This window comes from Pseudomonas sp. HLMP (assembly GCF_046365545.1).
GTDB lineage: Bacteria > Pseudomonadota > Gammaproteobacteria > Pseudomonadales > Pseudomonadaceae > Aquipseudomonas > Aquipseudomonas guariconensis_B.
Genome location: NZ_JBDLLR010000001.1, coordinates 2866477 through 2888946, shown reverse-complemented (window position 1 = coordinate 2888946; position 22470 = coordinate 2866477). Strand labels below are relative to the sequence as shown.

At 64.8% G+C, this 22470-nt stretch carries 23 protein-coding genes; 8 read left to right on the top strand and 15 right to left on the bottom strand.

What is annotated here, in order from left to right; translation table 11 throughout:
• Positions 1 to 3: 3 nt before the first annotated feature.
• Positions 4 to 555, bottom strand: coding sequence for a translation initiation factor IF-3 (gene infC, locus ABFA30_RS13480; RefSeq protein WP_225788368.1), 552 nt, complete (start codon positions 553 to 555; stop codon positions 4 to 6).
• Positions 555 to 2477 carry a threonine--tRNA ligase gene (gene thrS, locus ABFA30_RS13475; protein ID WP_225788369.1) on the bottom strand — a complete coding sequence of 641 codons (1923 nt, stop codon included), beginning with the start codon at positions 2475 to 2477 and terminating at the stop codon, positions 555 to 557. The genes infC and thrS overlap by 1 nt, the downstream gene beginning before the upstream one ends.
• 330 nt (positions 2478 to 2807) lie before the next feature.
• Here thrS and ABFA30_RS13470 point away from each other — a divergent pair, with 330 nt between their 5' ends.
• Together ABFA30_RS13470 and ABFA30_RS13465 are read left to right on the top strand one after the other, a co-directional pair.
• Positions 2808 to 3110, top strand: a complete 303-nt coding sequence (locus ABFA30_RS13470) for a hypothetical protein (protein ID WP_225788370.1) — start codon at positions 2808 to 2810, stop codon at positions 3108 to 3110.
• Positions 3111 to 3271: 161 nt separating this feature from the next.
• Entirely contained in the window at positions 3272 to 3484 is a 213-nt protein-coding gene (locus tag ABFA30_RS13465; RefSeq protein ID WP_225788483.1) for a cold-shock protein, read from the top strand.
• An 88-nt stretch (positions 3485 to 3572) separates the two neighbouring features.
• On the opposite strand, the gene ABFA30_RS13460 is transcribed toward ABFA30_RS13465, so the two are convergent.
• Positions 3573 to 3896, bottom strand: coding sequence for an I78 family peptidase inhibitor (locus tag ABFA30_RS13460; RefSeq protein ID WP_225788371.1), 324 nt, complete (start codon positions 3894 to 3896; stop codon positions 3573 to 3575).
• A 273-nt stretch (positions 3897 to 4169) separates the two neighbouring features.
• Here ABFA30_RS13460 and ABFA30_RS13455 point away from each other — a divergent pair, with 273 nt between their 5' ends.
• Positions 4170 to 4382, top strand: coding sequence for a hypothetical protein (locus ABFA30_RS13455; RefSeq protein WP_225788372.1), 213 nt, complete (start codon positions 4170 to 4172; stop codon positions 4380 to 4382).
• Here the strand turns inward: ABFA30_RS13455 and ABFA30_RS13450 are convergent.
• From ABFA30_RS13450 to ABFA30_RS13425, 6 genes are all read right to left on the bottom strand, one after another.
• A complete protein-coding gene (locus ABFA30_RS13450) occupies positions 4354 to 5328 on the bottom strand; it encodes a nucleoside hydrolase (protein WP_410045549.1) in 975 nt (324 codons plus the stop codon). The two genes, ABFA30_RS13455 and ABFA30_RS13450, sit on opposite strands and share 29 nt — an antisense overlap.
• Positions 5329 to 5398: 70 nt before the next feature.
• Entirely contained in the window at positions 5399 to 6319 is a 921-nt protein-coding gene (gene rbsK / locus ABFA30_RS13445; RefSeq protein ID WP_225788374.1) for a ribokinase, read from the bottom strand.
• 9 nt (positions 6320 to 6328) lie between these two features.
• Complete coding sequence (locus ABFA30_RS13440; protein WP_225788375.1) at positions 6329 to 7351, bottom strand: LacI family DNA-binding transcriptional regulator; 1023 nt, start codon at positions 7349 to 7351, stop codon at positions 6329 to 6331.
• A gap of 4 nt (positions 7352 to 7355) precedes the next feature.
• Positions 7356 to 8351 carry an ABC transporter permease gene (locus tag ABFA30_RS13435; protein ID WP_225788376.1) on the bottom strand — a complete coding sequence of 332 codons (996 nt, stop codon included), beginning with the start codon at positions 8349 to 8351 and terminating at the stop codon, positions 7356 to 7358.
• Positions 8348 to 9901 (bottom strand): sugar ABC transporter ATP-binding protein, encoded by a 1554-nt coding sequence (locus tag ABFA30_RS13430; protein ID WP_253080476.1) that lies wholly within the window; start codon positions 9899 to 9901, stop codon positions 8348 to 8350. The genes ABFA30_RS13435 and ABFA30_RS13430 overlap by 4 nt, the downstream gene beginning before the upstream one ends.
• Positions 9902 to 9922: 21 nt before the next feature.
• The gene (locus ABFA30_RS13425) at positions 9923 to 10876 is read right to left on the bottom strand and encodes a sugar ABC transporter substrate-binding protein (RefSeq protein WP_410045548.1); all 954 of its coding nucleotides are present in this window, start codon (positions 10874 to 10876) and stop codon (positions 9923 to 9925) included.
• Between the two features lie 387 nt (positions 10877 to 11263).
• Here ABFA30_RS13425 and ABFA30_RS13420 point away from each other — a divergent pair, with 387 nt between their 5' ends.
• From ABFA30_RS13420 to ABFA30_RS13410, 3 genes are all read left to right on the top strand, one after another.
• Positions 11264 to 12352 (top strand): asparaginase, encoded by a 1089-nt coding sequence (locus tag ABFA30_RS13420; RefSeq protein ID WP_225788379.1) that lies wholly within the window; start codon positions 11264 to 11266, stop codon positions 12350 to 12352.
• A 251-nt stretch (positions 12353 to 12603) separates the two neighbouring features.
• Positions 12604 to 12846: a DUF1654 domain-containing protein gene (locus tag ABFA30_RS13415; protein WP_225788380.1), complete on the top strand. Its 243-nt coding sequence runs from the start codon at positions 12604 to 12606 to the stop codon at positions 12844 to 12846.
• 6 nt (positions 12847 to 12852) lie between these two features.
• A complete protein-coding gene (locus ABFA30_RS13410) occupies positions 12853 to 13545 on the top strand; it encodes an endonuclease (RefSeq protein WP_225788381.1) in 693 nt (230 codons plus the stop codon).
• A gap of 3 nt (positions 13546 to 13548) precedes the next feature.
• Here ABFA30_RS13410 and ABFA30_RS13405 read toward each other — a convergent pair whose 3' ends face one another.
• Entirely contained in the window at positions 13549 to 13974 is a 426-nt protein-coding gene (locus tag ABFA30_RS13405) for a GTP pyrophosphokinase (RefSeq protein WP_225788382.1), read from the bottom strand.
• Between the two features lie 195 nt (positions 13975 to 14169).
• Here ABFA30_RS13405 and ABFA30_RS13400 point away from each other — a divergent pair, with 195 nt between their 5' ends.
• Positions 14170 to 15177 (top strand): GlxA family transcriptional regulator, encoded by a 1008-nt coding sequence (locus ABFA30_RS13400; protein ID WP_368815282.1) that lies wholly within the window; start codon positions 14170 to 14172, stop codon positions 15175 to 15177.
• A gap of 9 nt (positions 15178 to 15186) precedes the next feature.
• Here the strand turns inward: ABFA30_RS13400 and ABFA30_RS13395 are convergent, their stop codons facing one another.
• A complete protein-coding gene (locus tag ABFA30_RS13395) occupies positions 15187 to 15858 on the bottom strand; it encodes a TetR/AcrR family transcriptional regulator (protein WP_368815283.1) in 672 nt (223 codons plus the stop codon).
• A gap of 202 nt (positions 15859 to 16060) precedes the next feature.
• Between ABFA30_RS13395 and ABFA30_RS13390 the strand changes: the two genes are divergently transcribed.
• Entirely contained in the window at positions 16061 to 17509 is a 1449-nt protein-coding gene (locus ABFA30_RS13390) for a PucR family transcriptional regulator (RefSeq protein WP_410045547.1), read from the top strand.
• Positions 17510 to 17565: 56 nt separating this feature from the next.
• Here ABFA30_RS13390 and ABFA30_RS13385 read toward each other — a convergent pair whose 3' ends face one another.
• The 4 genes from ABFA30_RS13385 to ABFA30_RS13370 are packed head-to-tail and all read right to left on the bottom strand — an operon-like array spanning position 17566 to position 22331.
• Positions 17566 to 19077, bottom strand: coding sequence for a CoA-acylating methylmalonate-semialdehyde dehydrogenase (locus ABFA30_RS13385; protein ID WP_410045546.1), 1512 nt, complete (start codon positions 19075 to 19077; stop codon positions 17566 to 17568).
• A 45-nt stretch (positions 19078 to 19122) separates the two neighbouring features.
• Positions 19123 to 19473 carry a cupin domain-containing protein gene (locus ABFA30_RS13380; RefSeq protein ID WP_410045545.1) on the bottom strand — a complete coding sequence of 117 codons (351 nt, stop codon included), beginning with the start codon at positions 19471 to 19473 and terminating at the stop codon, positions 19123 to 19125.
• 13 nt (positions 19474 to 19486) lie between these two features.
• Positions 19487 to 20869, bottom strand: a complete 1383-nt coding sequence (locus ABFA30_RS13375) for an NAD(P)/FAD-dependent oxidoreductase (protein ID WP_410045544.1) — start codon at positions 20867 to 20869, stop codon at positions 19487 to 19489.
• A gap of 58 nt (positions 20870 to 20927) precedes the next feature.
• Complete coding sequence (locus tag ABFA30_RS13370) at positions 20928 to 22331, bottom strand: amino acid permease (RefSeq protein ID WP_410045543.1); 1404 nt, start codon at positions 22329 to 22331, stop codon at positions 20928 to 20930.
• Between the last annotated feature and the right edge of the window lie 139 nt (positions 22332 to 22470).

Below are 22470 nucleotides of genomic sequence, written 5' to 3'. Positions count from 1 at the left end.
AGGTTATTTCTTCTTTTTGGGGGCGATGACCATCATAAGCTGGCGTCCTTCCATCTTCGGATGCTGTTCGACGGTACCGTATTCGGCGAGGTCGGCTTCGACCCGCTTCAGCAGTTCCATCCCCAGCTCCTGGTGGGCCATCTCACGGCCGCGGAATCTCAGAGAGATCTTGGCCTTGTCCCCATCGCTAAGGAAACGTACCAGGTTGCGTAGTTTTACCTGGTAATCCCCTTCTTCCGTCCCTGGACGAAACTTGATTTCCTTGATCTGGATCTGCTTCTGGTTCTTCTTGGCTTCGTTGGCCTGCTTCTTCTTCTCGAAGAGGTGCTTGCCGTAGTCCATGACCTTGCAGACAGGCGGTTGCGCGTCGGCAGAGATCTCCACCAGATCCAGTCTCGCTTCTTCAGCGATACGCAGCGCTTCATCAATCGAGACGATGCCAACCTGATCGCCGTTGGCTCCAATTAACCGAACCTCGCGTGCCGAGATATTCTCGTTGATCGGGGCCTTCGGTGCAGTTCGTTTATCGTTTCTCATTTCACGCTTAATAGTCATTACTCCGATTCTAGGCGACCGCGCTGGGCAACTGCGTCAGCGAGCAGTTGGGTGAATTGGGATACCGGCATGGAGCCGAGGTCCTGGCCTTCACGGGTGCGTACGGCGACGGTCTGCGTTTCGACTTCGCGATCCCCTATAACCAAAAGGTACGGGACCTTGAGCAAAGTATGCTCGCGGATTTTAAAGCCGATCTTCTCATTTCTCAAGTCGGACTTGGCACGGAAACCGCTACCGTTCAGGGATTTTTCCACCTCGAGGGCGAAATCGGCCTGCTTGTCGGTGATGTTCATGATCACCGCCTGGGTCGGCGCCAGCCAGGCCGGGAACGCCCCTTCGTAGTGCTCGATCAGGATCCCGACGAAACGCTCGAACGAACCAAGGATGGCACGGTGCAGCATCACCGGGTGCTTGCGGCCGTTGTCTTCGGAGACGTACTCGGCGCCAAGGCGGATCGGCAGGTTGAAGTCCAGCTGCAGGGTTCCGCACTGCCACACGCGGCCCAGGCAGTCCTTGAGCGAGAACTCGATCTTCGGGCCATAGAAGGCGCCCTCGCCCGGCTGCAGGTCGTACGGCAGGCCGGCGGCGTCCAGGGCCGCGGCCAGCGCCCCTTCGGCACGGTCCCACAGCTCGTCGGAGCCGACGCGCTTTTCCGGACGGGTGGACAGCTTGAGCTGGATGTCCTGGAAGCCGAAGTCACGGTAGACGTCCAGGGTCAGCTTGATGAACGCGGCCGACTCGGACTGCATCTGCTCTTCGGTGCAGAAGATGTGCGCATCGTCCTGGGTGAAGCCGCGCACACGCATGATGCCGTGCAGCGCGCCGGACGGCTCGTTGCGGTGGCAGGCACCGAACTCGGCCAGGCGCAGCGGCAGTTCGCGGTAGCTCTTCAGGCCCTGGTTGAACACCTGCACGTGGCAGGGGCAGTTCATCGGCTTGATGGCGTAGTCGCGGTTTTCCGACTCGGTGGTGAACATGTTTTCGGCATAGTTCGCCCAGTGCCCGGACTTTTCCCACAGGGAGCGATCGACCACCTGCGGCGTCTTGATCTCCAGGTAGCCGTTGTCACGCTGGACCTTGCGCATGTACTGCTCGAGGACCTGGTAGACCGTCCAGCCGGCCGGGTGCCAGAACACCATGCCCGGCGCTTCTTCCTGCAGGTGGAACAGGCCCAGGCGCTTGCCGATCTTGCGATGGTCGCGCTTCTCGGCCTCTTCGATGCGCTGGATGTACGCCGCCAGTTGCTTCTTGTCGGCCCAGGCGGTGCCGTACACGCGCTGCAGCTGCTCGTTCTTGGCGTCGCCACGCCAGTAGGCGCCGGACAGCTTGGTCAGCTTGAAGGCCTTCAAGAAGCGGGTATTCGGCACATGCGGGCCACGGCACATGTCGACGTATTCTTCGTGGTAGTACAGGCCCATGGCCTGCTCGTCGGGCATGTCCTCGACCAGGCGCAGCTTGTAGTCCTCGCCACGGCTCTTGAACACGTCGATGACTTCGGCGCGCGGGGTCATCTTCTTGATGACGTCGTAGTCCTTGTCGATCAGCTGCTGCATGCGCTGCTCGATGGCGGCCAGGTCGTCGGGGGTGAAAGGACGCTCGTAGGCGATGTCGTAGTAGAAGCCTTCGTCGATCACCGGGCCGATCACCATCCTGGCGGTCGGGTACAGTTGCTTCACCGCGTGACCGATCAGGTGGGCGCACGAGTGGCGGATGATCTCCAGTCCCTCTTCATCCTTGGGCGTGATGATCTGCAGGGTGGCGTCATTCTCGATCAGGTCGCAGGCGTCGACCAGTTTGCCGTTGACCTTGCCGGCCAGGGTGGCCTTGGCGAGGCCCGCGCCGATGGATGCGGCGACTTCGGCAACGGTGACGGCCTTGTCGAACGTACGTTGACTGCCATCGGGAAGAGTAATTACGGGCATGGCGCCTCCTCTCCTAGTGGTGACCCCTACCAAAGGTCACATGGGTTGGGATGAGCCAGTACAAGATCCGCCCTGCCTTTCCCGCGGGAAAGCCTGCCTCACAGTGGCAGAGACCTTTTCGGCCTGCCAGGGACGAACCAGAGTGACTGGAAAATAAGCTGCGAGCTGTTAGTGATGAGCTGCAAGCCGGGCATCCTAGCACGCGGGCTGTACGCCAGGCAGAAATATTTGGAAATTGAGCCGTTCGGGTGAACTTGTACGGAAAATTTCCCATCAGAGTCTCTGAAGCATCCTACTCTTGATGAGACCCAACCCAAGGAGTGTCTGGTTATGCGACTTCAGTCTCTTCTGGCCCTGACCGCCGCTGGTGCCCTGCTGCTGCCCCTGGCGGCGCATGCGCAGTGGCCTGCCGGCAAGAAAGGCGCCTACATGGACCAATGCGTCCAGGTGGCCACCGGACAGGGCGTCGACGCCAAGACGGCGGACAAGCATTGCAAATGTGGCGCCGACGCCATCGAAAAGAACTTCACCAAAGCCGAGATCGAGGAACTGGACAGCAAGGACGGCGTTGACGCCAAGCTGATGCAGCGGGCACAGACGGTCGTGCGACAGGCCTGCGCGCCGAAAAGCTGACGGTTTTTACCGGGCGATTCACATTTTGTTTGCCCTGGATCAGTATCCGGCGAAGGTAACAGGCGCTAGATACGCAGAATTAGACTATGATGTGCCGGTGCTCCGTAGCCTCGGCAACATTGCACCTCGAAAAAAAAACCATGTTTCTGGAGATTCACCCCATGTCCAATCGCCAAACCGGCACCGTCAAATGGTTCAATGATGAAAAAGGCTACGGCTTCATCACCCCACAAGGCGGCGGCGACGACCTGTTCGTACACTTCAAGGCCATCGAAACCGACGGCTTCAAGAGCCTGAAAGAAGGCCAGTCCGTTTCCTTCGTTGCCGAGCGCGGTCAGAAGGGCATGCAGGCTGCGCAGGTTCGTCCGGAGTAATTCGGCGACCGATACAAAGAACCCGCCTTCATGGCGGGTTTTTTGTGGGTGGAATTGGGGCTGCTTGCCGCCCTACCCCAACCGACACTCAGCCGCAGTTGACGCGCGTGACCACACCGCGGTCGTCGACATTCAGGTTCAAGCGCTCGGAGCGATACTCCAGGGTGATCACGTCATGGGGCTTGAGGATCCGCGCCAACTGCGAGCCACTGGCCTTGCGCGCCTGCTCGAGCAACTCCGCGGTGCCCTGCTTGCCGATGGCGAAATCGGCGCCGCTGGCCTCGCAGCGACCATCGTTGCCGGCCGAAGGGGCCGGGGCGCTGCCGCCAGCGCCCGAAGAACCGCCAGTGCTGCAACCTGCCAGGACTGCAGCCGCCAGCAAGGTCGCCAGGTAAGCACGGGTACGGAACATGAATCCTCCTAATCGATCACGGGACACTGCCTGATGCGACAGCGTCACTCACAGTTTGTTGCAAAACCAGACAAGTCTGCCTGAACCTGCCGCTCATGACGAAGGGTAATCGTGACCGGATTTTGCACCGCACGCCACACCGCTTATGCTCACGTCGCCGTGCCATCCGCGCAAAGGCATGATTTACTGCAAGAAGCGGAGCGCATCACGCCTCCTTTCGAACGCCAGGGTCAGGTGTTCGACCCACAGCCCGGGCCAGTACGAGAGCCTCCCATGAGTAGCCACAGCATCGATGCCGACATCAAAGTCAAATGGGCCGAGGGCCAGAGCGCCTACAGCCCTGGCACGCCGGAGGAACTGCTGCTGATCGCCGTCGACCTGCTGGTACGCGAACGCGGCAGCGAGGCGGCACGCAGCTTCATCGAGCAGGTGCTCGAGCGCTACACGTCGCAGGCGGCTATTGCAATCGGGCCAGACGCGCACTGAGCAGGTCGAAGAAGCCCTGGGCATCGCCGTCGTTCAGCCACAGCACATTGGCCGGACGCTTGAGCACGCCATACCAGTCGACGATGGTCTGACCGAAGGTCGGGCCTTCACGGCTGTCGACCGTCATGTGGGCCCGCCGACCGCTGAACAAACCGGGCGCGAGCAGGTAGGCGATGACGCAGGCGTCGTGCACCGGGCCGCCGGGCATGCCGTACAAGTCCATGTCGTGCTTGACGTAGGCATCGAGGATACCCACCACACGCTTGCTGGCCTGGTTGCCGATCGCGGCCAACTGCCTGAAGCGCTCGTCGCTGGTGATGATCTTGTGGGTCAGGTCCAGAGGCACGTAGGCGAGCCTGACGCCGCTGGCCAGCACCACTTCGGCGGCGTGAGGGTCGGCATACAGGTTGAACTCGGCCACCGGGGTGATATTGCCGCCATTGAAGTGGGCGCCGCCCATGACCACCACTTCCTTGATGCCCCTGGCAATGCCCGGCTGCTGGACCAGCGCCAGGGCCAGGTTGGTCTGCGGGCCGAGCATGGCGAGGGTGATGCTGTGCGGCTCGGCGTCAGCCAGGGTGTCGACCAGGTACTGCACGGCGCTGCCCGAAGCCAGGCCTTGCCTGGGCACATGGACAGCCACACCCTCCAGCCCCTCCTCGCCATGCACCTCGGCGGCATGCACCGGCTTGCGCACCAGCGGGCGCCCTGCCCCGGCGTAGACCGGGATGTCTTCGCGGCCAGCCCACTCCCGAGCCAGGCAGGCGTTGCGCGAGGTCTTGCCGAGGCTCACGTTGCCGGCCACGGTGGTGATCGCGCGGATGTTCAGCTCTGCCGGGCAGGCCATGGCCAGCAGCAACGCCACCAGGTCGTCGGCGCCGGGGTCGGTATCGATGATCAGGTCGCACGGGGCAGACTGGGGAGCCGAGAGGGTCGAGGTGGACATGAGCATGACTCCAGTTAGTTAGCAGACCCCCTCGCCATGCCCGAGCGCGGCAAGGGTCCGGGACAGGAGGCTATTGTCTTCCGCATGGCGCCACTTCCGCCAGGTAGGGGATCGAAGGCTGGGCACCGGCGCGGGTCACCGACAGCGCGGCGGCGCGCTGACCGAAGGCGATCGCTTCGCCCTCCTCCATCCCCCGCACCAAGCCCGCGGCAAAGCCACCGATGAAGGTGTCGCCGGCCGCCGTGGTATCCAGCGCCTTGACCACCGTCGCCGGGTAGTGCCGGCTGCCTGCCCCATCGACGAACATCGCCCCCAGGGGCCCCAGCGTCACGATCACCTTGCGCGCTCCCAGCTGCAGCAGCCGCTCGCCGGCACGCCGGGCGCTGTCGATGTCGGTGACGGGCACGCCGGCCAGGGCCTCGGCTTCGCTTTCGTTGGGGGTGAGGTAGTCGATGTGGGCGAACCAGTCCGCCGGCAAGGGGCCGCTGGCCGGCGCGGGGTTGAGGATCACCGTCTTGCCCAGTTCGCGCCCGCGGGCAAGCGTCCAGGCCACCGTGGCGGCTGGCACCTCCAACTGGCAGATGATCACCTCGGCCTGCTGTAGCAACCGGTCGAAGCGCTGCACCGTCGCAGGCGTCAGCAAACCGTTGCCGCCGGGGATGATGACGATGGAGTTCTGGCTCGCGGCATCCACCATGATCAGCGCCACACCGCTGGAAACGCCGGCGCACACGCCGACCGCCTGGCAATCGATGCCCTCGCGCTCCAGGGCCTGGCGCAACTGCTGGCCATAGGCGTCGTCGCCGACGTTGCCGACCATCGCCACGCTGGCGCCCAGGCGCGCCGCCGCCACCGCCTGGTTGGCGCCTTTGCCGCCGGGTACGGTGAAAAAGCTGTCGCCGGCCAGGGTCTCGCCGGCCCGGGGCAGGCGCTGGGTACGCGCCACCAGGTCCATGTTGAGGCTGCCGACCACCACTACCTTGGCATGCATGGGCGCTCCTCAGCGATAGTCATTGAACAGGTCCGGGCGCCGCCCGGTGGATTCACGCAGCACGATGCGAGGCGCGACGATCCGCTGCTGCGCCGCACCGTGCCGGGGTGTGGCGATGCGTGCCAGCAGCAATTGCGCAGCGCTCTCGCCCAGTTCGCGGATCGACTGACCGACTGTGGTCAGCGGCGGGTAGACATAGCGGCTGAGCTCGATGTCGTCGAAGCCGATCACCGACAGCTCGCCTGGCACGCTGATATTGCGCTCGGCGGCGGCGCGCAGCACGCCGAAACCGATCATGTCGTTGCCCGCGAAGATCGCCGTGGGCCGCGCGCCATCCAGCAAGCGGGCCGCGGCGGCATGGCCGCCCGGGCTGGTGAAGTCGCAATGCAGCTCGCGGCCCTCGGCCACCGCCAGCCCCGCCTCGGCCATGGCACGACGAAAGCCGGCCAGGCGCAGTTGGCTGGCGCCGGTATCGACCGGGCCGCCGATGCAGGCGATGTCGCGGTGGCCCAGCTCCAGCAGGTGGCGCGTGGCCAGGTAGCCGCCCTGCTCATGGTCGATGCGCACCAGGTCGGCATCGACGCCTTCCAGGGCGCGGTCGACGATGACCATCGGCGTACGCACGCTGGCCAGGCTCTCCAGCAGGTCGGGGGCCTGGCCCGCCGAGGCGACGATCAGGCCGTCGATGCGCTTTTCCAGGAGCACGCGCAGGTAGCTGCGCTGCTTCTGCGGGTTGTCATCGGAGTTGCAGAGGATCACGCAATAGCCATTGCGCTCGCAGCCGTCCTCGATGCCACGGGCCAGCTCGGCGAAATACGGGTTGACGCTGTTGGGCACCAGCAAGCCGATGGTCGCGGTGCTGCGCGCCTTGAGCGAACGGGCCACGGCGCTGGGCACGTAGTCGAGTTCGGCGATGGCCGCCTCGACCTTCAGGCGCACCTGCTCGCTGACCGGGCGGGTCTTGTTCAGTACATGGGACACGGTGGTGTAGGAAATACCGGCCAGTGCCGCGACGTCTTTGATGGTTGCCATGGTTTCAGTTCCGCCGGCCTGCGCGCCGGGTACGGTAGGTGTCGAGCACCACAGCGATGACGATGACCGCCCCGGTGATGATGCGTTTGGTCGGTTCCGAGGCGCCGATCTGCGCAAGCCCGGCGGCCAGCACCGAGATGATCAGCACGCCGAAGAAGGTACTGATGACCGAGCCGCGCCCACCCATCAGGCTGGTGCCACCGATCACCACGGCGGCGATCACCTGCAGCTCCAGGCCCGCGCCGGCATTGGGGTCGGCCGCTTCCAGGCGGGAGATCTGGAACAGCGCGGCCAGCCCGGCGAGCAGCCCCATCAGGGCGAACACCAGGACCTTGTAGGGGCGCGGATCGATGCCAGCCAGGCGCACGGCCTCCTCGTTGGTGCCGATGCCGATCAGGTAGCGACCGAACACGGTACGGGTCAGCACCAGCTGGGCCAGGACGATCACCAGCAAGGCGATGATGAAGGCCGGCGAAATGCCAAAGGCGATGGGGTTGGAGAACCAGGCGAAGGCATCGCCGATGTAGGCGGTGCGCGAGTCGGTGAACTGGTAGGCCAGGCCCCGGGCCATCTCCAGCACGCCGAGGGAGACGATGAACGAGGGGATGCGCCAGGCTACGGTGATGCCACCGGTGATGCTGCCGGCCAGGGCCGCCACGGCCATGCCCAGCAGCGCCGCGGGCAACACGTTCCACCCCCAGCCGAGGATCGCCAGGCTGACCGTCGAGGCGGCCAGCGCCAGCACCGAGCCCACCGACAGGTCGATGCCGCCGATGATCAGCACAAAGGTCATGCCCACCGCCAGCACCATCAGGTCGGGAATCTGATTGGCCAGGGTGCTGAAGGTGGCGTACGACAGGAAATGGCTGCTCAGGAACGCGAACAGCACGATCATCGCCAGCAAAGCCCCGGCCAGGCCCAGGTAGGTGCCCAGGCCGAAGTAGCTGCCGGCGCGGCGCACCGATGCGCTGACCGAGGTCTCGAGAGGTGTGGTCTTCATGCGTCCATCCTGGGCGCTGCATCGTGCAGCAGCGCATCACGTTTCTGGTAGCCGGCGAAGGCGGCGGCGAGGAGCTGGTCCTGGCTCCAGTCGTCACGCGCGAAGGTATCGATGAGGCGGCCGGCGCTGAGCACGGCAATGCGGTCGCAGATCAGCATCAGCTCGCGCAAATCGCTGGACACCACCACCAGCGCCTTGCCCTGGCGCGCCAGCCCGGCCAGCAGGCCATAGATGTCGAACTTGGCGCCGACATCGATGCCTCGGGTCGGCTCGTCGAACAGCAGCACCTGGCAGTCGCGCTCCAGCCAGCGGCCGATCACCACCTTCTGCTGGTTGCCCCCGGACAGCTCGCCCACGGCCTGGGCCGGGCCTGCGCTGCGGATGCGCATGGCGGCGATCTGCCGATCGGCCAGGGCGCGCTCGGCGCCGGCATCGAGGATACCGCCACGGGACACTGCGCCCAGGTTGCCCAGGGCGAGGTTGGCGCTGACCGACTGGGACAGCAGCAGGCCTTCGCCCTTGCGATCCTCGGTGACCAGGGCGATGCCGGCCGCCACGGCGGCCTTGGGCGAATCGATGGCCAACGGCCGGAGCGGCTGGCCGAGGGCGATGCTGCCGCTGTCGGCGCGGTCGGCGCCGTAGATCAGGCGCAGCAGCTCGGTCCGGCCAGCGCCGATCAGCCCTGAGACCCCGAAGATCTCCCCTGCCCGCACCTCGAACGACACCTCGCGTACCTTGTCGCCACGGCTGAGCCTGTCGACCCTGAGCAAAGGTGGGCCGATCTGGCGGCGACCGAGGTCGATGTGCTCGCCCAGTTCGCGCCCGACCATCAGGTTGACCAGCTCGACGCTGCTGTAGCGCTGGATCGGCTCGAGGCACACCAGCTTGCCGTCGCGCAGCACCGCGACGCGCTGGGCCACCCGCTGCAGTTCCTCCAGGCGATGGGAGATGTAGACGATGGCCACCCCGCGCTGGCGCAGGCGCTCGATCTGGGTGAACAGCAGCTCCACCTCGCGGGCGGTGAGCATGGCCGTGGGTTCGTCGAGGATCAGCACGCGGCAGTCGCCGATCAGGTTGCGGGCGATCTCCACCATCTGTTGGTGGCCGATACCCAACGCGCCGACCGGGGTCTCCGGGTCGATGGCGTCCAGCCCGACCTGGGCCATGGCCGCACTGGCCTGCTGGCGCAAGCGCTTGCGGCTGATCCAGCCGGCACGGCTGGGCAGCTTGTGGAGAAACAGGTTCTCGGCAACGGTCAGGGTCGCCAGCAGGTTGAGCTCCTGCATGACCATACGCACGCCGAGGCGTTCGGCCGCGCGGCGGCTGCCGGGTGCGTAGGGCTGGCCCAGGTAGGTCATCTGCCCGGCGCTGGGCGGCTCGAGGCCGCCGATGAGCTTCGACAACGTGCTCTTGCCGGCGCCATTCTCGCCGGTCAGGGCCAGCACCTCGCCCGCGCGCAGTTGCAGCGTGACATCGCCCAGCACCGGCTGGGCGTAGGTCTTGCCCAGGCCATCCACGCCGAGCACGACTTCATTGGCCGAGGCAGACATGCGCATCCCTCCTGCCATGCCTCAAGGCTGGGTGACCAGCTCGACCGGGGTCTGGATGACGTTGTCGGCATCCACATCGGGCTTCTCGCCCTTGAGCATCTTCAGCGCCGCCTGGATGCCGAACACCGCCTGGTCGGCGCCGTGCTGCTCAAGAGTGGCGAGCACGCGGCCGTCCTTGAGCATGGGCTTGATGGCGCGGATATTGTCATAGCCGACCACCTGCACCTGGCCGGTCCTGCCAGCGGCGCGCACTGCCGACACGGCGCCCAGGGCCATGCTGTCGTTGCCGGCCAGCAGCGCCTTGAGTTCGGGGTATTCGTTGAGCATGGCGGCGGCCACGGCGTTGCCCTTGTCGATCTCCCAGTTGCCCGACTGCACCGCGACCACCTGCATCTGCGCGGCCTCCATGGCGTCCTTGAAGCCGGCGGTACGCTGCTGGGCATTGGTGGTGGTCGGCACGCCTTCGATGATGCCGACCTGGTCGCCAGCCTTGAGCTTGCTGGCCAGGTAGTCACCGACCAGGCGGGCGCCCTTGCGGTTGTCGGGGCCGACGAAGGGGACGCTGATGCCCTTGCTCTGCAGCACCTCGGGGTCGAGGCGGTTGTCGATGTTGACCACGGTGATACCGGCGTCCATGGCCTTCTTCACCACCGGCACCAGGGCCTTGGAGTCAGCCGGGGCGATGACCAGGGCATTGACGCCGGAGACGATCATCTGCTCGACGATGCGGATCTGGTTGCTGGTGTCGGATTCGTCCTTGATGCCGTTGGCCACCAGGTCGAAGTCGTTGGCGTGGTCTTTCTGGTAGGCCTTGGCGCCATCCTCCATGGTCAGGAAGAACTCGTTGGCCAGGGACTTCATCACCAGGGCGACCTTGGGTTTGTCTTCGGCGTGGGCGGCGGAGAGTGGCAAGGCCAGGGACAACGTGGAGAAGACGGCGAGGGCCAGCAGGCGCCCCGGGAACGGCAAGTTCATTGAATTGACTCCGAATCTTGTGGTTTTTATCGGATGCAAACGTTTGCGTTGCCCTACTATGAAAACAGGACCTGGCTTTGTCAAATCCCGCGCGCCACCCTCCCCTGTGACACGTGTCCGGATTATCCGGAATTTATCCGAAAAACCGAACATCTTTTCCTACGCTTGTTCGGAACACCGAACACAAAGGGTCGCCACAGCAGGCCACCGAACCACCTGCCTGCGTCTGCAAAGCATGGCGCATTTCCCGTTGGCACGGGCTCGTCGCGCCCTGAACGTAGCGACGGCCCCTCGCTGTTCACCTTACCGCCGGCGCCTGGTACGAAACCTGCCTGGGCAGCTGTGCGACACAGCCAACACCTCATCAGGAAGAGAGAGAACAAAAACATGCAAGCTGCACTGAAGACCTTCGCTCCCGGCGCCCTCGCCCTGCTGCTGATCCTGCCGACAGCCGCGTCCGCCAAGGAAGCCGAGCAACAGCAGAAACTGGCCAACGTGGTGATCCTCGCCACCGGCGGCACCATCGCCGGCGCAGGCGCCAGCGCCGCCAACAGCGCCACCTACCAGGCCGCCAAGCTCGGCGTCGACAAGCTCATCGCCGGTGTGCCGGAGCTGGCCGACCTGGCCAACGTGCGCGGCGAGCAGGTGATGCAGATCGCCTCCGAAAGCATCAGCAACGAAGACTTGCTGAAGCTGGGCAAACGCGTCGCCGAACTGGCCGACAGCAAGGACGTCGATGGCATCGTCATCACCCACGGCACCGACACCCTGGAAGAGACCGCCTACTTCCTCAACCTGGTGGAGAAGACCGACAAGCCGATCGTGGTGGTCGGATCCATGCGCCCGGGCACCGCCATGTCCGCCGACGGCATGCTCAACCTGTACAACGCCGTCGCCGTGGCCAGCAGCAAGGAGTCCCGCGGCAAGGGCGTGCTGGTGACCATGAACGATGAGATCCAGTCGGGCCGCGACGTGAGCAAGGCGATCAACATCAAGACCGAGGCGTTCAAGAGCGCATGGGGCCCGTTGGGCATGGTGGTGGAAGGCAAGTCGTACTGGTTCCGCCTGCCGGCCAAGCGCCACACCGTCAACTCGGAATTCGACATCAAGCAGATCAGCAGCCTGCCAGCGGTGGACATCGCCTACGGCTATGGCAACGTGACCGACACCGCCTACAAGGCGCTGGCGCAGAATGGCGCCAAGGCGCTCATCCACGCTGGCACCGGCAATGGCTCGGTATCGTCGCGGGTAGTGCCGGCGCTGCAGGCGCTGCGCAAGGACGGCGTGCAGATCATTCGCTCCTCGCATGTGAATGCCGGCGGCTTCGTGCTGCGCAATGCCGAGCAGCCTGACGACAAGAACGACTGGGTCGTGGCCCATGACCTGAATCCGCAGAAGGCACGGATCCTGGCCATGGTGGCGATGACCAAGACCCAGGACAGCAAGGAGCTGCAGCGGATCTTCTGGGAGTATTGATCGCTGGACGGGTGTGCTGCCTGCACCCGTTTTGTGATGCTCAGGATCCAGGGGGCGCTTTGCGCCCCTCTCGCGACACGAGGCCGCTCCAAAGTGCCGGGGGCGCCGGACAGGTCGCCCCTCACATCACATAGCCAATCCCGAACTAATCCCTCTAGCACGGTCATATACGCTTTTCACCTTACACGCTGTTGCGAAATTGCCTACAGTCAAATACTGTATGCACATACAGCAAAACAAGGAAAAGCCCCGTGGCCAGCACCTCCTCCGCAACGCCTGGCAGTTATGAGCAACTGGGTCTGCGCATCCAGAAGATCATCAACAGCCCCATCGCCCAGCGCAGCCGCGCCGCCCTGATCTTCCGCCTGGAACACGAGTCGCCCGATGACTGGGAGACCCTGCTCGAGGAGATCGCCGAGAACGACAACGTCACCCTCGCCCACCGCGACGACGGCGGCGTGCAGATCTTCTGGACCGTGCCGAAGGAAGACTGACCGCGCATGAGAGTTACGCTTTTTGCCACCGCCTGCCTGCTGTTGAGCATTCCCCTCGCCCATGCCGATGCCCCGCGCACCTTCCAGGAAGCCAAGAAGGTGGCGTGGCGGTTGTATGCACCGCAATCCACGGAGTTCTATTGCGGCTGCAAGTACAAGGGCAACAAGGTCGACCTGGCTTCCTGTGGCTATACCCCACGCAAGAACGCCCAACGCGCCTCGCGCATCGAGTGGGAACACATCGTCCCGGCCTGGCAGATCGGCCATCAGCGCCAATGCTGGCAACAGGGCGGGCGCAAGAACTGCGCACGCCACGACGATGTGTTCAAGCGCGCCGAGGCCGACCTGCACAACCTGGTGCCGAGCATCGGCGAGGTCAACGGCGACCGCAGCAACTACAGCTTCGGCTGGCTGCCCACGCAGCAAGGCCAGTACGGCCGCTGCCTGACCCAAGTCGACTTCAAGGCACGGAAGGTCATGCCGCGCCCTTCCATTCGAGGGATGATCGCCCGCACCTACTTCTACATGAGCAAGCGGTACGACCTGCGCCTGTCCCGCCAGGACCGCCAGCTGTTCGACGCCTGGAACAAGACCTACCCGCCGCAGGTCTGGGAGCTGCAACGCAACCAGCAAGTGGCGTGCGTGATGGGCCACGGCAACGACTTCGTGGGGCCGGTGAACCTCAAGGCCTGCGGCTGAGGCTCAGGCCAATGCCTGCAGGTAGGCGCTGGCCTGCTGGTAGCGGCTGAGCCGGGCCAGGTCCGCCGGGCCCGGGCAAGGAATGCGTGACAGGTCGCTGTTGTCGGCCAAGTCCGCCAGCTTGACCTGGCGCGCCAACGGGTCATGGCCCAGGCGCACGACGAATGCCTCGTAGCTTTCGTCCTCGCGCCTGCTCAGCGCCAGCAGTGCGGCGAGAATCTTCAGGGTGAAGCCTTCGCGGGCCAGGTCCGACAGGGTCAGCGGCGTGTCTTCCAGCACATCGTGCAGTACCGCCACGATCCGTTGCTCAGGCGTGGCCACCCGCATCATCACCCGCAACGGGTGGAGGATATAGGCCGCCCCGCCCTTGTCGCATTGCCCTTCATGGGCCCTGGCGGCCACGGCGATAGCCCGTTCCAGCGTAGACATGAGGCCCTCCCCGTTCAGCATCTGCCCCTGCAAGCATAGCCGGGACGACGACGGGATGACAGGCGCGCCTGCCCCGGCCATGCGGGGTTCGTTGTCTGCACACGACCTCGAATACGACCAGCGCCCCTGCATGCATTGTCTTTCCCTCGTCCTGCAAGCACACTCATCGGCGCCAGCCAGGAAGCGGAGTCCAGAGTGCCCACACCACGCCAGTTCAGCCAGAAGACCAGCACCAGCAACATGCTGCGGCTCAAGTCCACCCACGGCAGCGCCCAGGCGCCCTACCGGGTGGGCTTCGTTTTGCTCGAGCACTTTTCCATGGCCAGCTTCACCGTGGCCATGGACGTGCTGGTGACCGCCAACCTGCTGCGCGCCGACAGTTTCGGCTTCACCCCGCTGTCGCTGGCTGGCGATCGGGTGCTGAGCGACCTGGGCCTGGAGCTGATCGCCAGCGAACTGGCGACGGGTACCCTGAAGGCGCTCGACCTGCTGGTGATCTGCGGTGGCCTGCGCACGCCGCTCAAGTACCCCGAGCTGGATCGCCTGCTGGCCGATTGCGCCGCCCATGGCATGGCCCTGGGCGGGCTGTGGAGCGGCGCCTGGTTCCTCGGCCGGGCCGGGGTACTGGCCGATTATGGCTGCAGCATCCACCCCGAGCAGCGCGCCAGCCTCGCCGAGCGCAGCCCACAGACGCGCATCACCCCGGCCAGCTTCACCCTCGACCGTGACCGCCTCACCGCCGCCAGCCCGAACGGCGCCATGGAGCTGATGCTCGGCCTGGTCCGCCGCCTGTACGGCGATGCCCTGGCCGAGGGCGTGGAGGAGATCCTCTCGTTCTCCGGCGCCCGCTACCGCCAGGTCGGGCCGGGGGCGAAGAAGTCCATGAGCCTGCACCTGCGCACCATCGTCGAGCTGATGGAAAACAACCTCGAGGAAACCCTGAGCCTCGACCAACTGGCGGCCTACAGCGGCCGCTCGCGGCGCCAGATCGACCGCCTGTTCCAGGCCCAGCTCGGCACCTCGCCACGGCGCTACTACATGGAGCTGCGCATCACCAAGAGCCGCCGCCTGCTGCAGTATTCCGACCTCTCGGTGATGGAAGTGGCAGTGGCCTGCGGCTTCGTCTCGGTATCGCACTTCAGCAAGTGCTACGCGGCGTACTTCGGCTACCCGCCGTCGCGCGAGCAGCGGCTGGGCGAGTGAGGCGCGGCGTCAGGCGCGGATGTAGCGCAGCACCGCTTCGCAGATCATCTGCTTGTGGCGCTGCTTGACCTGGTCATCGGACAGGTCGATCTGGAAGATCTCGCTGAAGGTGTGGCGGTTGGACACCCGGTAGAAACAGAACGAACTCATCAGCATGTGCAGGTCGATGACCTCGATGCCCGGGCGGAACACGCCCTCCTCCACGCCCCGGTTCAGGATCCGGCCCAGAGCCTCGAGGACCAGGCTGCTCATCTCGCGGATCACCGGCGACTGCTTGACGTATTCGCCGTAGTGGATGTTCTCGGTACAGACGATGCGCACGAAGTCGACATTGAGGTCGTGGTGGTCGAAGGTGAACTCCACCAGGCGCTGGATCGCCTGCACGGCCGGCAACGATTCGAGGTCAAGGCTGTGCTCGGTCTTGCGGATATCGCCGTAGAGCTTGACCAGGCACTCGACGTAGAGCTGCTCCTTGCTGCCGAAGTAGTAGTAGATCATGCGCTTGGAGGTGGCGGTGCGCTCGGCGATGGCGTCGACCCGGGCGCCGGCCAGGCCTTGCTGGACGAACTCGTTGATGGCGGCCTGGAGGATGTCCTCGCGCGTTTTCTCGGGGTTGTTCTTGCGCGTCTTGCGCCCCCCTTCGATTTCAGGCTGGCCGAGGCCGACTAAGGAATCACTCATACCCACTCACAGGCTGTTGTTGGAATGGGTAGGGATTATCCGTGAGCGGGGCGGTACAGGGAAGCATTGCTGCTGACGGGGTGGTCCATTGGCGGGCAAGCCTGTTGGAAACGCTCCGCAATCAATAAGATGACCATGCGTGCCAGGAAGCCGCCTGCCCTCGGCTCGGGGCAGGCTGTCATTGACTCTACGAGAAAGCCCCATGCTCACGGTGCAGAACCTGATCGATATCGATCAGCTGAAATTGCAGGCAGTCGCCGGCCTGGCCGGTACCAATAGGGTGATCACCTGGGCCCATGCGGTCGACCTGCCCGATCCGTGGCGCTGGATCTCCCCCGGCGACCTGGTCATGACCACCGGAGTCGGCATTCCCCCCGCCGCCCAGGAGCAGGTCGCCTGGCTCGAGCAACTGGTGCAGAGCAATGCCAGCGCGCTGGTCGTCGCCCCCCGGCACGACGCACCGCAACTGTCGCGCAAGATGCTAAAGGCGGCCGACCGTCTGCTGTTTCCCATCCTGCAGGCCAGCTTCGAGCTCGAGTTCGTCAAGCTGTCGCACTGCGTCATCGAAAGCGTCCTGCAGGCCCAGCGCGAACGCTTCAACGCCAGCGAACGCCTGTTCCAGACCTACGCCGAAGCGCTACGCAAGCAACCCGACATGGCCGGCCGTCTTGCGATACTGGCCAATACGTTGGGCCTGGGCCTGGCCATCGAGGATGCCGTCAGCGGCGTCAACATCGTCGAAACGAAACCCGTCTCGCCGCAAGGCGAGGTGCAAGTCGAGCGGATACCGATCGCGGGCCGCGCCCGGGCCAACCTGGTCATGACTCGCCAAGGCAAGCGAACGCTGGATGACACCATCCTGGTGCGCTCGCTGGTCGGCCTGCTGGGGGTCGAACTCGAACGCCTGATGATCCACCGCGACCAGCAACGTGAAGAAGGCGCAGCCCTGCTACGCAGCCTGCTGGAGAGCGGAACGGAATTCACCCTCGCACGTCCCATCCTAGAACGACGGGGCCTGGCCGGCACCTTGGTGAGCATGGCCATCGAGCCCGGCGCCCACGGCCCCTGGTCTGCGGATGAGATACACCACGCACCGCCCCTGCACGCCTCGAGCCCCTTGTTGCTGAGCGACAAAGGGCTGCTGCTGGCGATCAGCCGGGATGACCCTGCCACGTTCGAAGCGCTGCACAGCAACCTCGGCACAGACACCGTGATCGGCATCAGCGGACCGATCGCAGCGGCAACGGGGTTTCGTGAAAGCGTCAGGCAAGCACGCCTGGCGTTGACCCAGGCCCAGGAGGTCGGCGCCGGGATGCTGCGCTACGGAGAGGCCGAGACCGGGTTGATCATGGCCCCGAAATCCCTGGCCGAAGCCCGGGCGTTGGTAGGGCGTTACCTGGGCCCGCTGATCGAGCACGACCGCACCCAGGGCGCCGCGCTCTTGCCGACACTCATGGCGTTTCTGGAAAACGACGGCAACTGGAAAGCGACCGCCTTCGACCTCGGCATCCACCGCCAGACGCTCGTGTACAGACTCAAGCTCGTGGAGCAACTGACGGGGATCAAACCGACCACCACCAACGGCATCGCACGCTTCTGGATCGCCCTCCAGGCCGGCAGGAACACCGAGCTGTTCGACGGCAACCGCTGAATGCAAACGGCCCCGCTGCGTGGGCGGGGCCGTTTGCATGGCGTTGGCCGATTGCGTCAGTGGCTGGTCGGCATGGCGAACTCAGCGCCCTTGGCGATGGCCTGGGGCCAGCGCTGCATAATGCTCTTCTGCTTGGTGTAGAAGCGCACGCCCTCCTCGCCGTAGGCATGCATGTCACCGAACAGGCTCTTCTTCCAGCCACCGAAGCCGTGCCAGGCCATCGGTACCGGGATCGGCACGTTGATGCCGACCATGCCCACCTGGATGCGCCGGCCGAACTCCCGGGCGATATGGCCGTCGCGGGTGTAGAGGCTTACGCCGTTGCCGAACTCATGGGCGTTGATCAGCTCCACTGCTTCGGCGAAGTCCTTCACGCGCAGACAGGCCAGCACCGGGCCGAAGATCTCTTCCTTGTAGATGCGCATATCCGGGGTGACATCGTCGAACAACGTGCCGCCCAGCCAGAAGCCGTCGCCACAGCCTTCACCGGCGGCCTGGCCGTTAAAGCCGCGTCCGTCGACCAGCAGCTTGGCCCCTTCTTTGACGCCTTGCTCGATGTAGCCGGTGATGCGTTCCAGCGCCGCACGGGTAACGATCGGGCCCATCTCGGCTTCCAGGTTGGTGCCGTTGAGCACCTTCAGGTCCCGGGTGCGCTCAATCAGCTTGGGCATGACTTTCTCGGCCGTGTCATCACCGACGAACACCGCCACGCTGATGGCCATGCAACGCTCGCCGGCCGAACCGTAGGCCGCGCCGATCAGCGCGTCAACCACCTGGTCGATATCGGCATCAGGCATCACCACCAGGTGGTTCTTCGCACCGCCCAGGGCCTGGACGCGCTTGCCGTGGCGGGCACCGGTCTCGTAGATGTGGTTGGCGATCGGAGTGGAGCCGACGAAGGAAACCGCTTGCACATCGGGGTGCTCGATCAGCGCGTTGACCGCGTCCTTATCGCCCTGCACCACGTTGAACACGCCATCCGGCAGGCCGGCCTGCTTGAGCAGTTCGGCGATGAATAGGCTCGGGCTCGGGTCCAGCGGGCTCGGCTTGAGCACGAAGGTGTTGCCGGTGGCCAGGGCCACTGGGAACATCCACATCGGCACCATCACCGGGAAATTGAACGGGGTGATACCCGTCACCACGCCCAATGGCTGGCGCAGCGTCCAGTTGTCGATATTGGTGCTGACTTGGTCGGTGAAGTCGGTCTTGAGCAACTGCGGCGCGCCACAGGCGAACTCGACGATCTCGATACCTCGGGTGACTTCGCCCTGGGCATCGGTGAATACCTTGCCGTGCTCGGCGGTGATCATGCGGGCCAAGTCGTCACGGTGCTCGTTGAGCAGCGCCAGGAACCGGTTGAGGATACGCGAACGGCGCAGCGGCGACAGGTTGCTCCAGGCCGGGAAAGCAGCCTTGGCCGACGCCACGGCAGCGTCCACATCCTGCTGCGCCGACAGTTGTACCTGGCCGGTGACCACGCCAGTGGCCGGGTTGTAGACCGGCAGTTGCTGGCCGCTGGTGGCCTCGGCGGGGGCGCCGGAGATCCAGTTCATGATGGTTTGGGTCATTGTCGTTCTCACATCAAGGGGTAATGGCGGTAGCGCTCGGCAGCATCAGTAGATCGCGTACACCTTGCGCACGGTCTCCAGCACATCCCAGCGCCCGGTCCAACCCGGCGGCAGGATGACCAGGTCGCCACCGCTCACCTCCACCACCTCACCGCTGCTGCTGTCGGTGAGCAGTGCCTTGCCGGAGATGATGTAGGTGAACTCGGTGTCGGGACGCTCGATCACGGGCCAACCGCCTGGCTGGCACTCCCATACGCCGAGGTTGCCGACCGCTTCGGGGGCCAGTGCCTGAATGGCGATCTGTGGGTCACCCTTGTCGGCACCTGCGCGTTGGCCAGCGGGGGTCAATGGCAGGGCCTCGATGGCGGCGTGCTTGATGATGGTGAATGAGGTCATGGCTTTCTCCTGATCAATGGGCGCCGGTGAGCTTTTCCAGCAACATGGCGGTACGTGAAGGTTTGTGGGTGTAGCGCTCCTCGACATCGCTGAGCGAGGCTGCGGCCAGGCCACTGTTGATGCCCAGCCAGCGCAATGGCTCGCGCTCCCAGGACGGGGAGCGGTGGTTGACCAGTGGCAGCGTGTTGATCTCGTCGTCGCGCTCGAGGATCAGGTTGCGCAGGATGCGGCCGGCCAGGTTGCTGGTGGCGACACCATCGCCTACGTAGTTGCCGGCCCAGGCGATACGGTTGCAGCGGTCGATACTCACGGTCGGGCACCAGTCGCGGGACACGCCCAGCGCCCCACCCCAGCGATGGCTGATGCGTGTCCCTGCCAGTGCCGGAAAGAACTCGAGCATCGTCTGGTGGATCTTGGCGTGGATGCTGTCCACCAGGTCGGCGGCATCGGACATCCGCGAGCCCCAGTTGTAGGGCGCGCCACGGCCACCGAACACCAGGCGCCCCTCGGCGGTGACCTGCCCATAGACGCGCAGGTGGCGCATGTCGTTGAACGCCATGCGGTGATCGAGGTTGAGCTGGGCCAGCAGCTCACGGGGTAGCGGCTCGGTGGCGAGCACCAGCGAATAGAGCGGGATGACGAAGCGCGAGTGGCCTGGTTGCTGCGAGGTGAAGGCTTCGGTGGCGCGCACCGTCATCCCGGCTCGGACCGTGCCATGCTCGGTGTGCACGACACCAGGCGCGATCCGGGTAACCGCGGATTGCTCGTGAATCTTCGCTCCCATCCGCTCGACCAGCCAGGCCAGTCCACGCACCAGCTTGCCGGGGTGGATGAGTGCGCAGTGTTCGGTGTAGAGCCCGCCCAATGTGCCCTCGGCACCCAGGCTGGCGCGGGCTTCGGCGGCCTCGAGGACCCGCCACTGCTCCGGCAGGCCGAAGCGCGCCGAGTCCTCGGCCGCCGCCCGGGCCCGAGCCATCTGCGGTGCGCTGCGGGCTAGCGAGAGGAAACCCTGCTTGGCGTAGTCGGCCTCCACACCCTCCAGAGCCAGCACACGGCCGATCTCGTCGACCGTCTCGTTCATCGCCGCCTGCAGCCTCAGGGCCGCGTCATGGGAATACAACTGGGCCACCCTGGGCAGGGAGATCGGGAAGATCGCCGAGGCCCAGCCGCCGTTGCGGCCAGAAGCACCAAAGCCGACTTCGCGCTTTTCCAGAAGCACCACGCGCAGTGACGGTTCGCTCTTGAGCAGGTAGTAGGCCGTCCACAACCCTGTGTAGCCGGCGCCGACGATGGCCACGTCGGCCTCCACCGTGCCGTCCAGCCGCTCACGTGGCTGGCCTGGCTCGAACCACAGCGGCCGGTTGGGTAACTGGGACAATTCGAATTTCGCTGACATGCTGTTGGCTTCCCATTGACGGCCCTGAACACACGGGCCGGGTGTGATACGGCTTGATCTACTGCGCGCCCTGGCCTGGCTGCACCTTGGCGTCCAACCCCCGCTGGCGGACACGGGACATGCTCAGGACCAGGTACGAGACGGCTATCGCGACGATCGCGACCAGGCATTGCAGCAGGCTGATCTGCATCGTCGGGTCGAAGGCCATGCTCACCAGGACGGCGACGATCGAGGCAGTCACCAGCAACGGCAACCAGGGGTGTCCCCACATGGCGAACTTGAGCGTCCCCTCCTCCACCCACTTGCGGCGTAGCTTGAGTTGCGACAGACAGATCATCAGGTAGACGAAAAGAAAGACCGTGCCGGAGGAGTTGATGAGGAACTGGAAGACGGTATCGGGCCAGAGCGCCGCGATGACGACGCATCCATAGCCGACCAGGGTCGAGGCGATGACTCCGCGCACAGGCACGCCCTTGCGGCTCACGCCGGCGATCCAGCGTGGCGCCTCGTCATTGGAAGCTAGTACGTAAAGCAGACGCGACGAGGTGTAGAGGCCGGCATTGAGCACCGACAGCACGGCCACCAGGATCACCACGGTGAGCATGTCGCCAGCCCCGGGAATGCCAATGTGCTCCAGGGTAGTCACGAACGGCGACTTGCCGGGGGTGATGGCGGTCCAGGGTTGCGCCAGCACGATGAAGAAAGTCGCCAGGACGAAGAACACCAGGATGCGCAGCATCACGGTATTGACCGCCTTGCGAATGTTGCGCGACGGGTTTTCGGACTCTGCCGCCGCGAGGGTGGCGACCTCCACGCCCGTCATGGAGAAGATGACGACGACCACACCGGTGAACAGTGACGTCACGCCGTGGGGCAGGAAGCCGCCATGCTGGGTCAGGTTGCCGAAGCTCGCGGTCGAGCCTGGCCAGAGGTTGAAGACATAGGCACCCGCGACCACCAGGAACACGACGATGGCCGCGACCTTGACGCCAGCGAACCAGTATTCGGCTTCCCCGAAGGAGTGCACCGACATCAGGTTCAACAGGGTCATCACCACCATCAGCGCAAGGGCAATGACCCAGACCGGAATGTCCGGCAGCCAGGCATTGATGATCTGCCCGCCGACCACCGCTTCGAAGCCCACGACGATGACCCAGAAGTACCAGTAGAGCCAGCCCGTCATGTACCCCGCGGGACGGCCGAAGGCCAGGCGGGCGTAATCGACGAACGAGCCTTTGGCAGGTTGCGCAGCCGCCATTTCGCCGAGCATGCGCATCACCAGCGCAACGATGAGGCCGGTGATGGCATAGGTGATGAACGCGCCGGGGCCGGTCGAGGCGATCACTGCACTGGAGCCTACGAACAACCCGGCACCGATGACACCGCCCAGGGCCAGCATGCTGATGTGCCGCGTCTTGAGCGCGCGCTTCAGGCGCGGATCATGCTCCGTCTGAATAGGCATTGGTCGTCTCCTTTATTATTAGTAATCAACGCTGCCTTTTCAGAAGGTTATGCATGCGGGGCATGGCTGAACATCGTCAAAATCCATGAGGCGGGACGTTCGTTCGTACAAATGTATGAAGGAGGGAGGAGCCTGCGGG

What these genes read in the sequence shown, in the direction of transcription:
- ABFA30_RS13430 (WP_253080476.1), bottom strand. Translation starts at nt 9,901, where the DNA reads ATGTCTGCCTCGGCCAATGAAGTCGTGCTCGGCGTGGATGGCCTGGGC.
- ABFA30_RS13460 (WP_225788371.1), bottom strand. Translation starts at nt 3,896, where the DNA reads ATGTTCCGTACCCGTGCTTACCTGGCGACCTTGCTGGCGGCTGCAGTC.
- ABFA30_RS13420 (WP_225788379.1), top strand. Translation starts at nt 11,264, where the DNA reads ATGCAAGCTGCACTGAAGACCTTCGCTCCCGGCGCCCTCGCCCTGCTG.
- ABFA30_RS13385 (WP_410045546.1), bottom strand. Translation starts at nt 19,077, where the DNA reads ATGACCCAAACCATCATGAACTGGATCTCCGGCGCCCCCGCCGAGGCC.
- infC (WP_225788368.1), bottom strand. Translation starts at nt 555, where the DNA reads ATGACTATTAAGCGTGAAATGAGAAACGATAAACGAACTGCACCGAAG.
- ABFA30_RS13390 (WP_410045547.1), top strand. Translation starts at nt 16,061, where the DNA reads ATGCTCACGGTGCAGAACCTGATCGATATCGATCAGCTGAAATTGCAG.
- ABFA30_RS13410 (WP_225788381.1), top strand. Translation starts at nt 12,853, where the DNA reads ATGAGAGTTACGCTTTTTGCCACCGCCTGCCTGCTGTTGAGCATTCCC.
- ABFA30_RS13470 (WP_225788370.1), top strand. Translation starts at nt 2,808, where the DNA reads ATGCGACTTCAGTCTCTTCTGGCCCTGACCGCCGCTGGTGCCCTGCTG.
- ABFA30_RS13380 (WP_410045545.1), bottom strand. Translation starts at nt 19,473, where the DNA reads ATGACCTCATTCACCATCATCAAGCACGCCGCCATCGAGGCCCTGCCA.
- ABFA30_RS13395 (WP_368815283.1), bottom strand. Translation starts at nt 15,858, where the DNA reads ATGAGTGATTCCTTAGTCGGCCTCGGCCAGCCTGAAATCGAAGGGGGG.
- ABFA30_RS13375 (WP_410045544.1), bottom strand. Translation starts at nt 20,869, where the DNA reads ATGTCAGCGAAATTCGAATTGTCCCAGTTACCCAACCGGCCGCTGTGG.
- ABFA30_RS13370 (WP_410045543.1), bottom strand. Translation starts at nt 22,331, where the DNA reads ATGCCTATTCAGACGGAGCATGATCCGCGCCTGAAGCGCGCGCTCAAG.
- ABFA30_RS13435 (WP_225788376.1), bottom strand. Translation starts at nt 8,351, where the DNA reads ATGAAGACCACACCTCTCGAGACCTCGGTCAGCGCATCGGTGCGCCGC.
- ABFA30_RS13440 (WP_225788375.1), bottom strand. Translation starts at nt 7,351, where the DNA reads ATGGCAACCATCAAAGACGTCGCGGCACTGGCCGGTATTTCCTACACC.
- thrS (WP_225788369.1), bottom strand. Translation starts at nt 2,477, where the DNA reads ATGCCCGTAATTACTCTTCCCGATGGCAGTCAACGTACGTTCGACAAG.
- ABFA30_RS13405 (WP_225788382.1), bottom strand. Translation starts at nt 13,974, where the DNA reads ATGTCTACGCTGGAACGGGCTATCGCCGTGGCCGCCAGGGCCCATGAA.
- ABFA30_RS13425 (WP_410045548.1), bottom strand. Translation starts at nt 10,876, where the DNA reads ATGAACTTGCCGTTCCCGGGGCGCCTGCTGGCCCTCGCCGTCTTCTCC.
- ABFA30_RS13455 (WP_225788372.1), top strand. Translation starts at nt 4,170, where the DNA reads ATGAGTAGCCACAGCATCGATGCCGACATCAAAGTCAAATGGGCCGAG.
- ABFA30_RS13450 (WP_410045549.1), bottom strand. Translation starts at nt 5,328, where the DNA reads ATGTCCACCTCGACCCTCTCGGCTCCCCAGTCTGCCCCGTGCGACCTG.
- ABFA30_RS13465 (WP_225788483.1), top strand. Translation starts at nt 3,272, where the DNA reads ATGTCCAATCGCCAAACCGGCACCGTCAAATGGTTCAATGATGAAAAA.
- rbsK (WP_225788374.1), bottom strand. Translation starts at nt 6,319, where the DNA reads ATGCATGCCAAGGTAGTGGTGGTCGGCAGCCTCAACATGGACCTGGTG.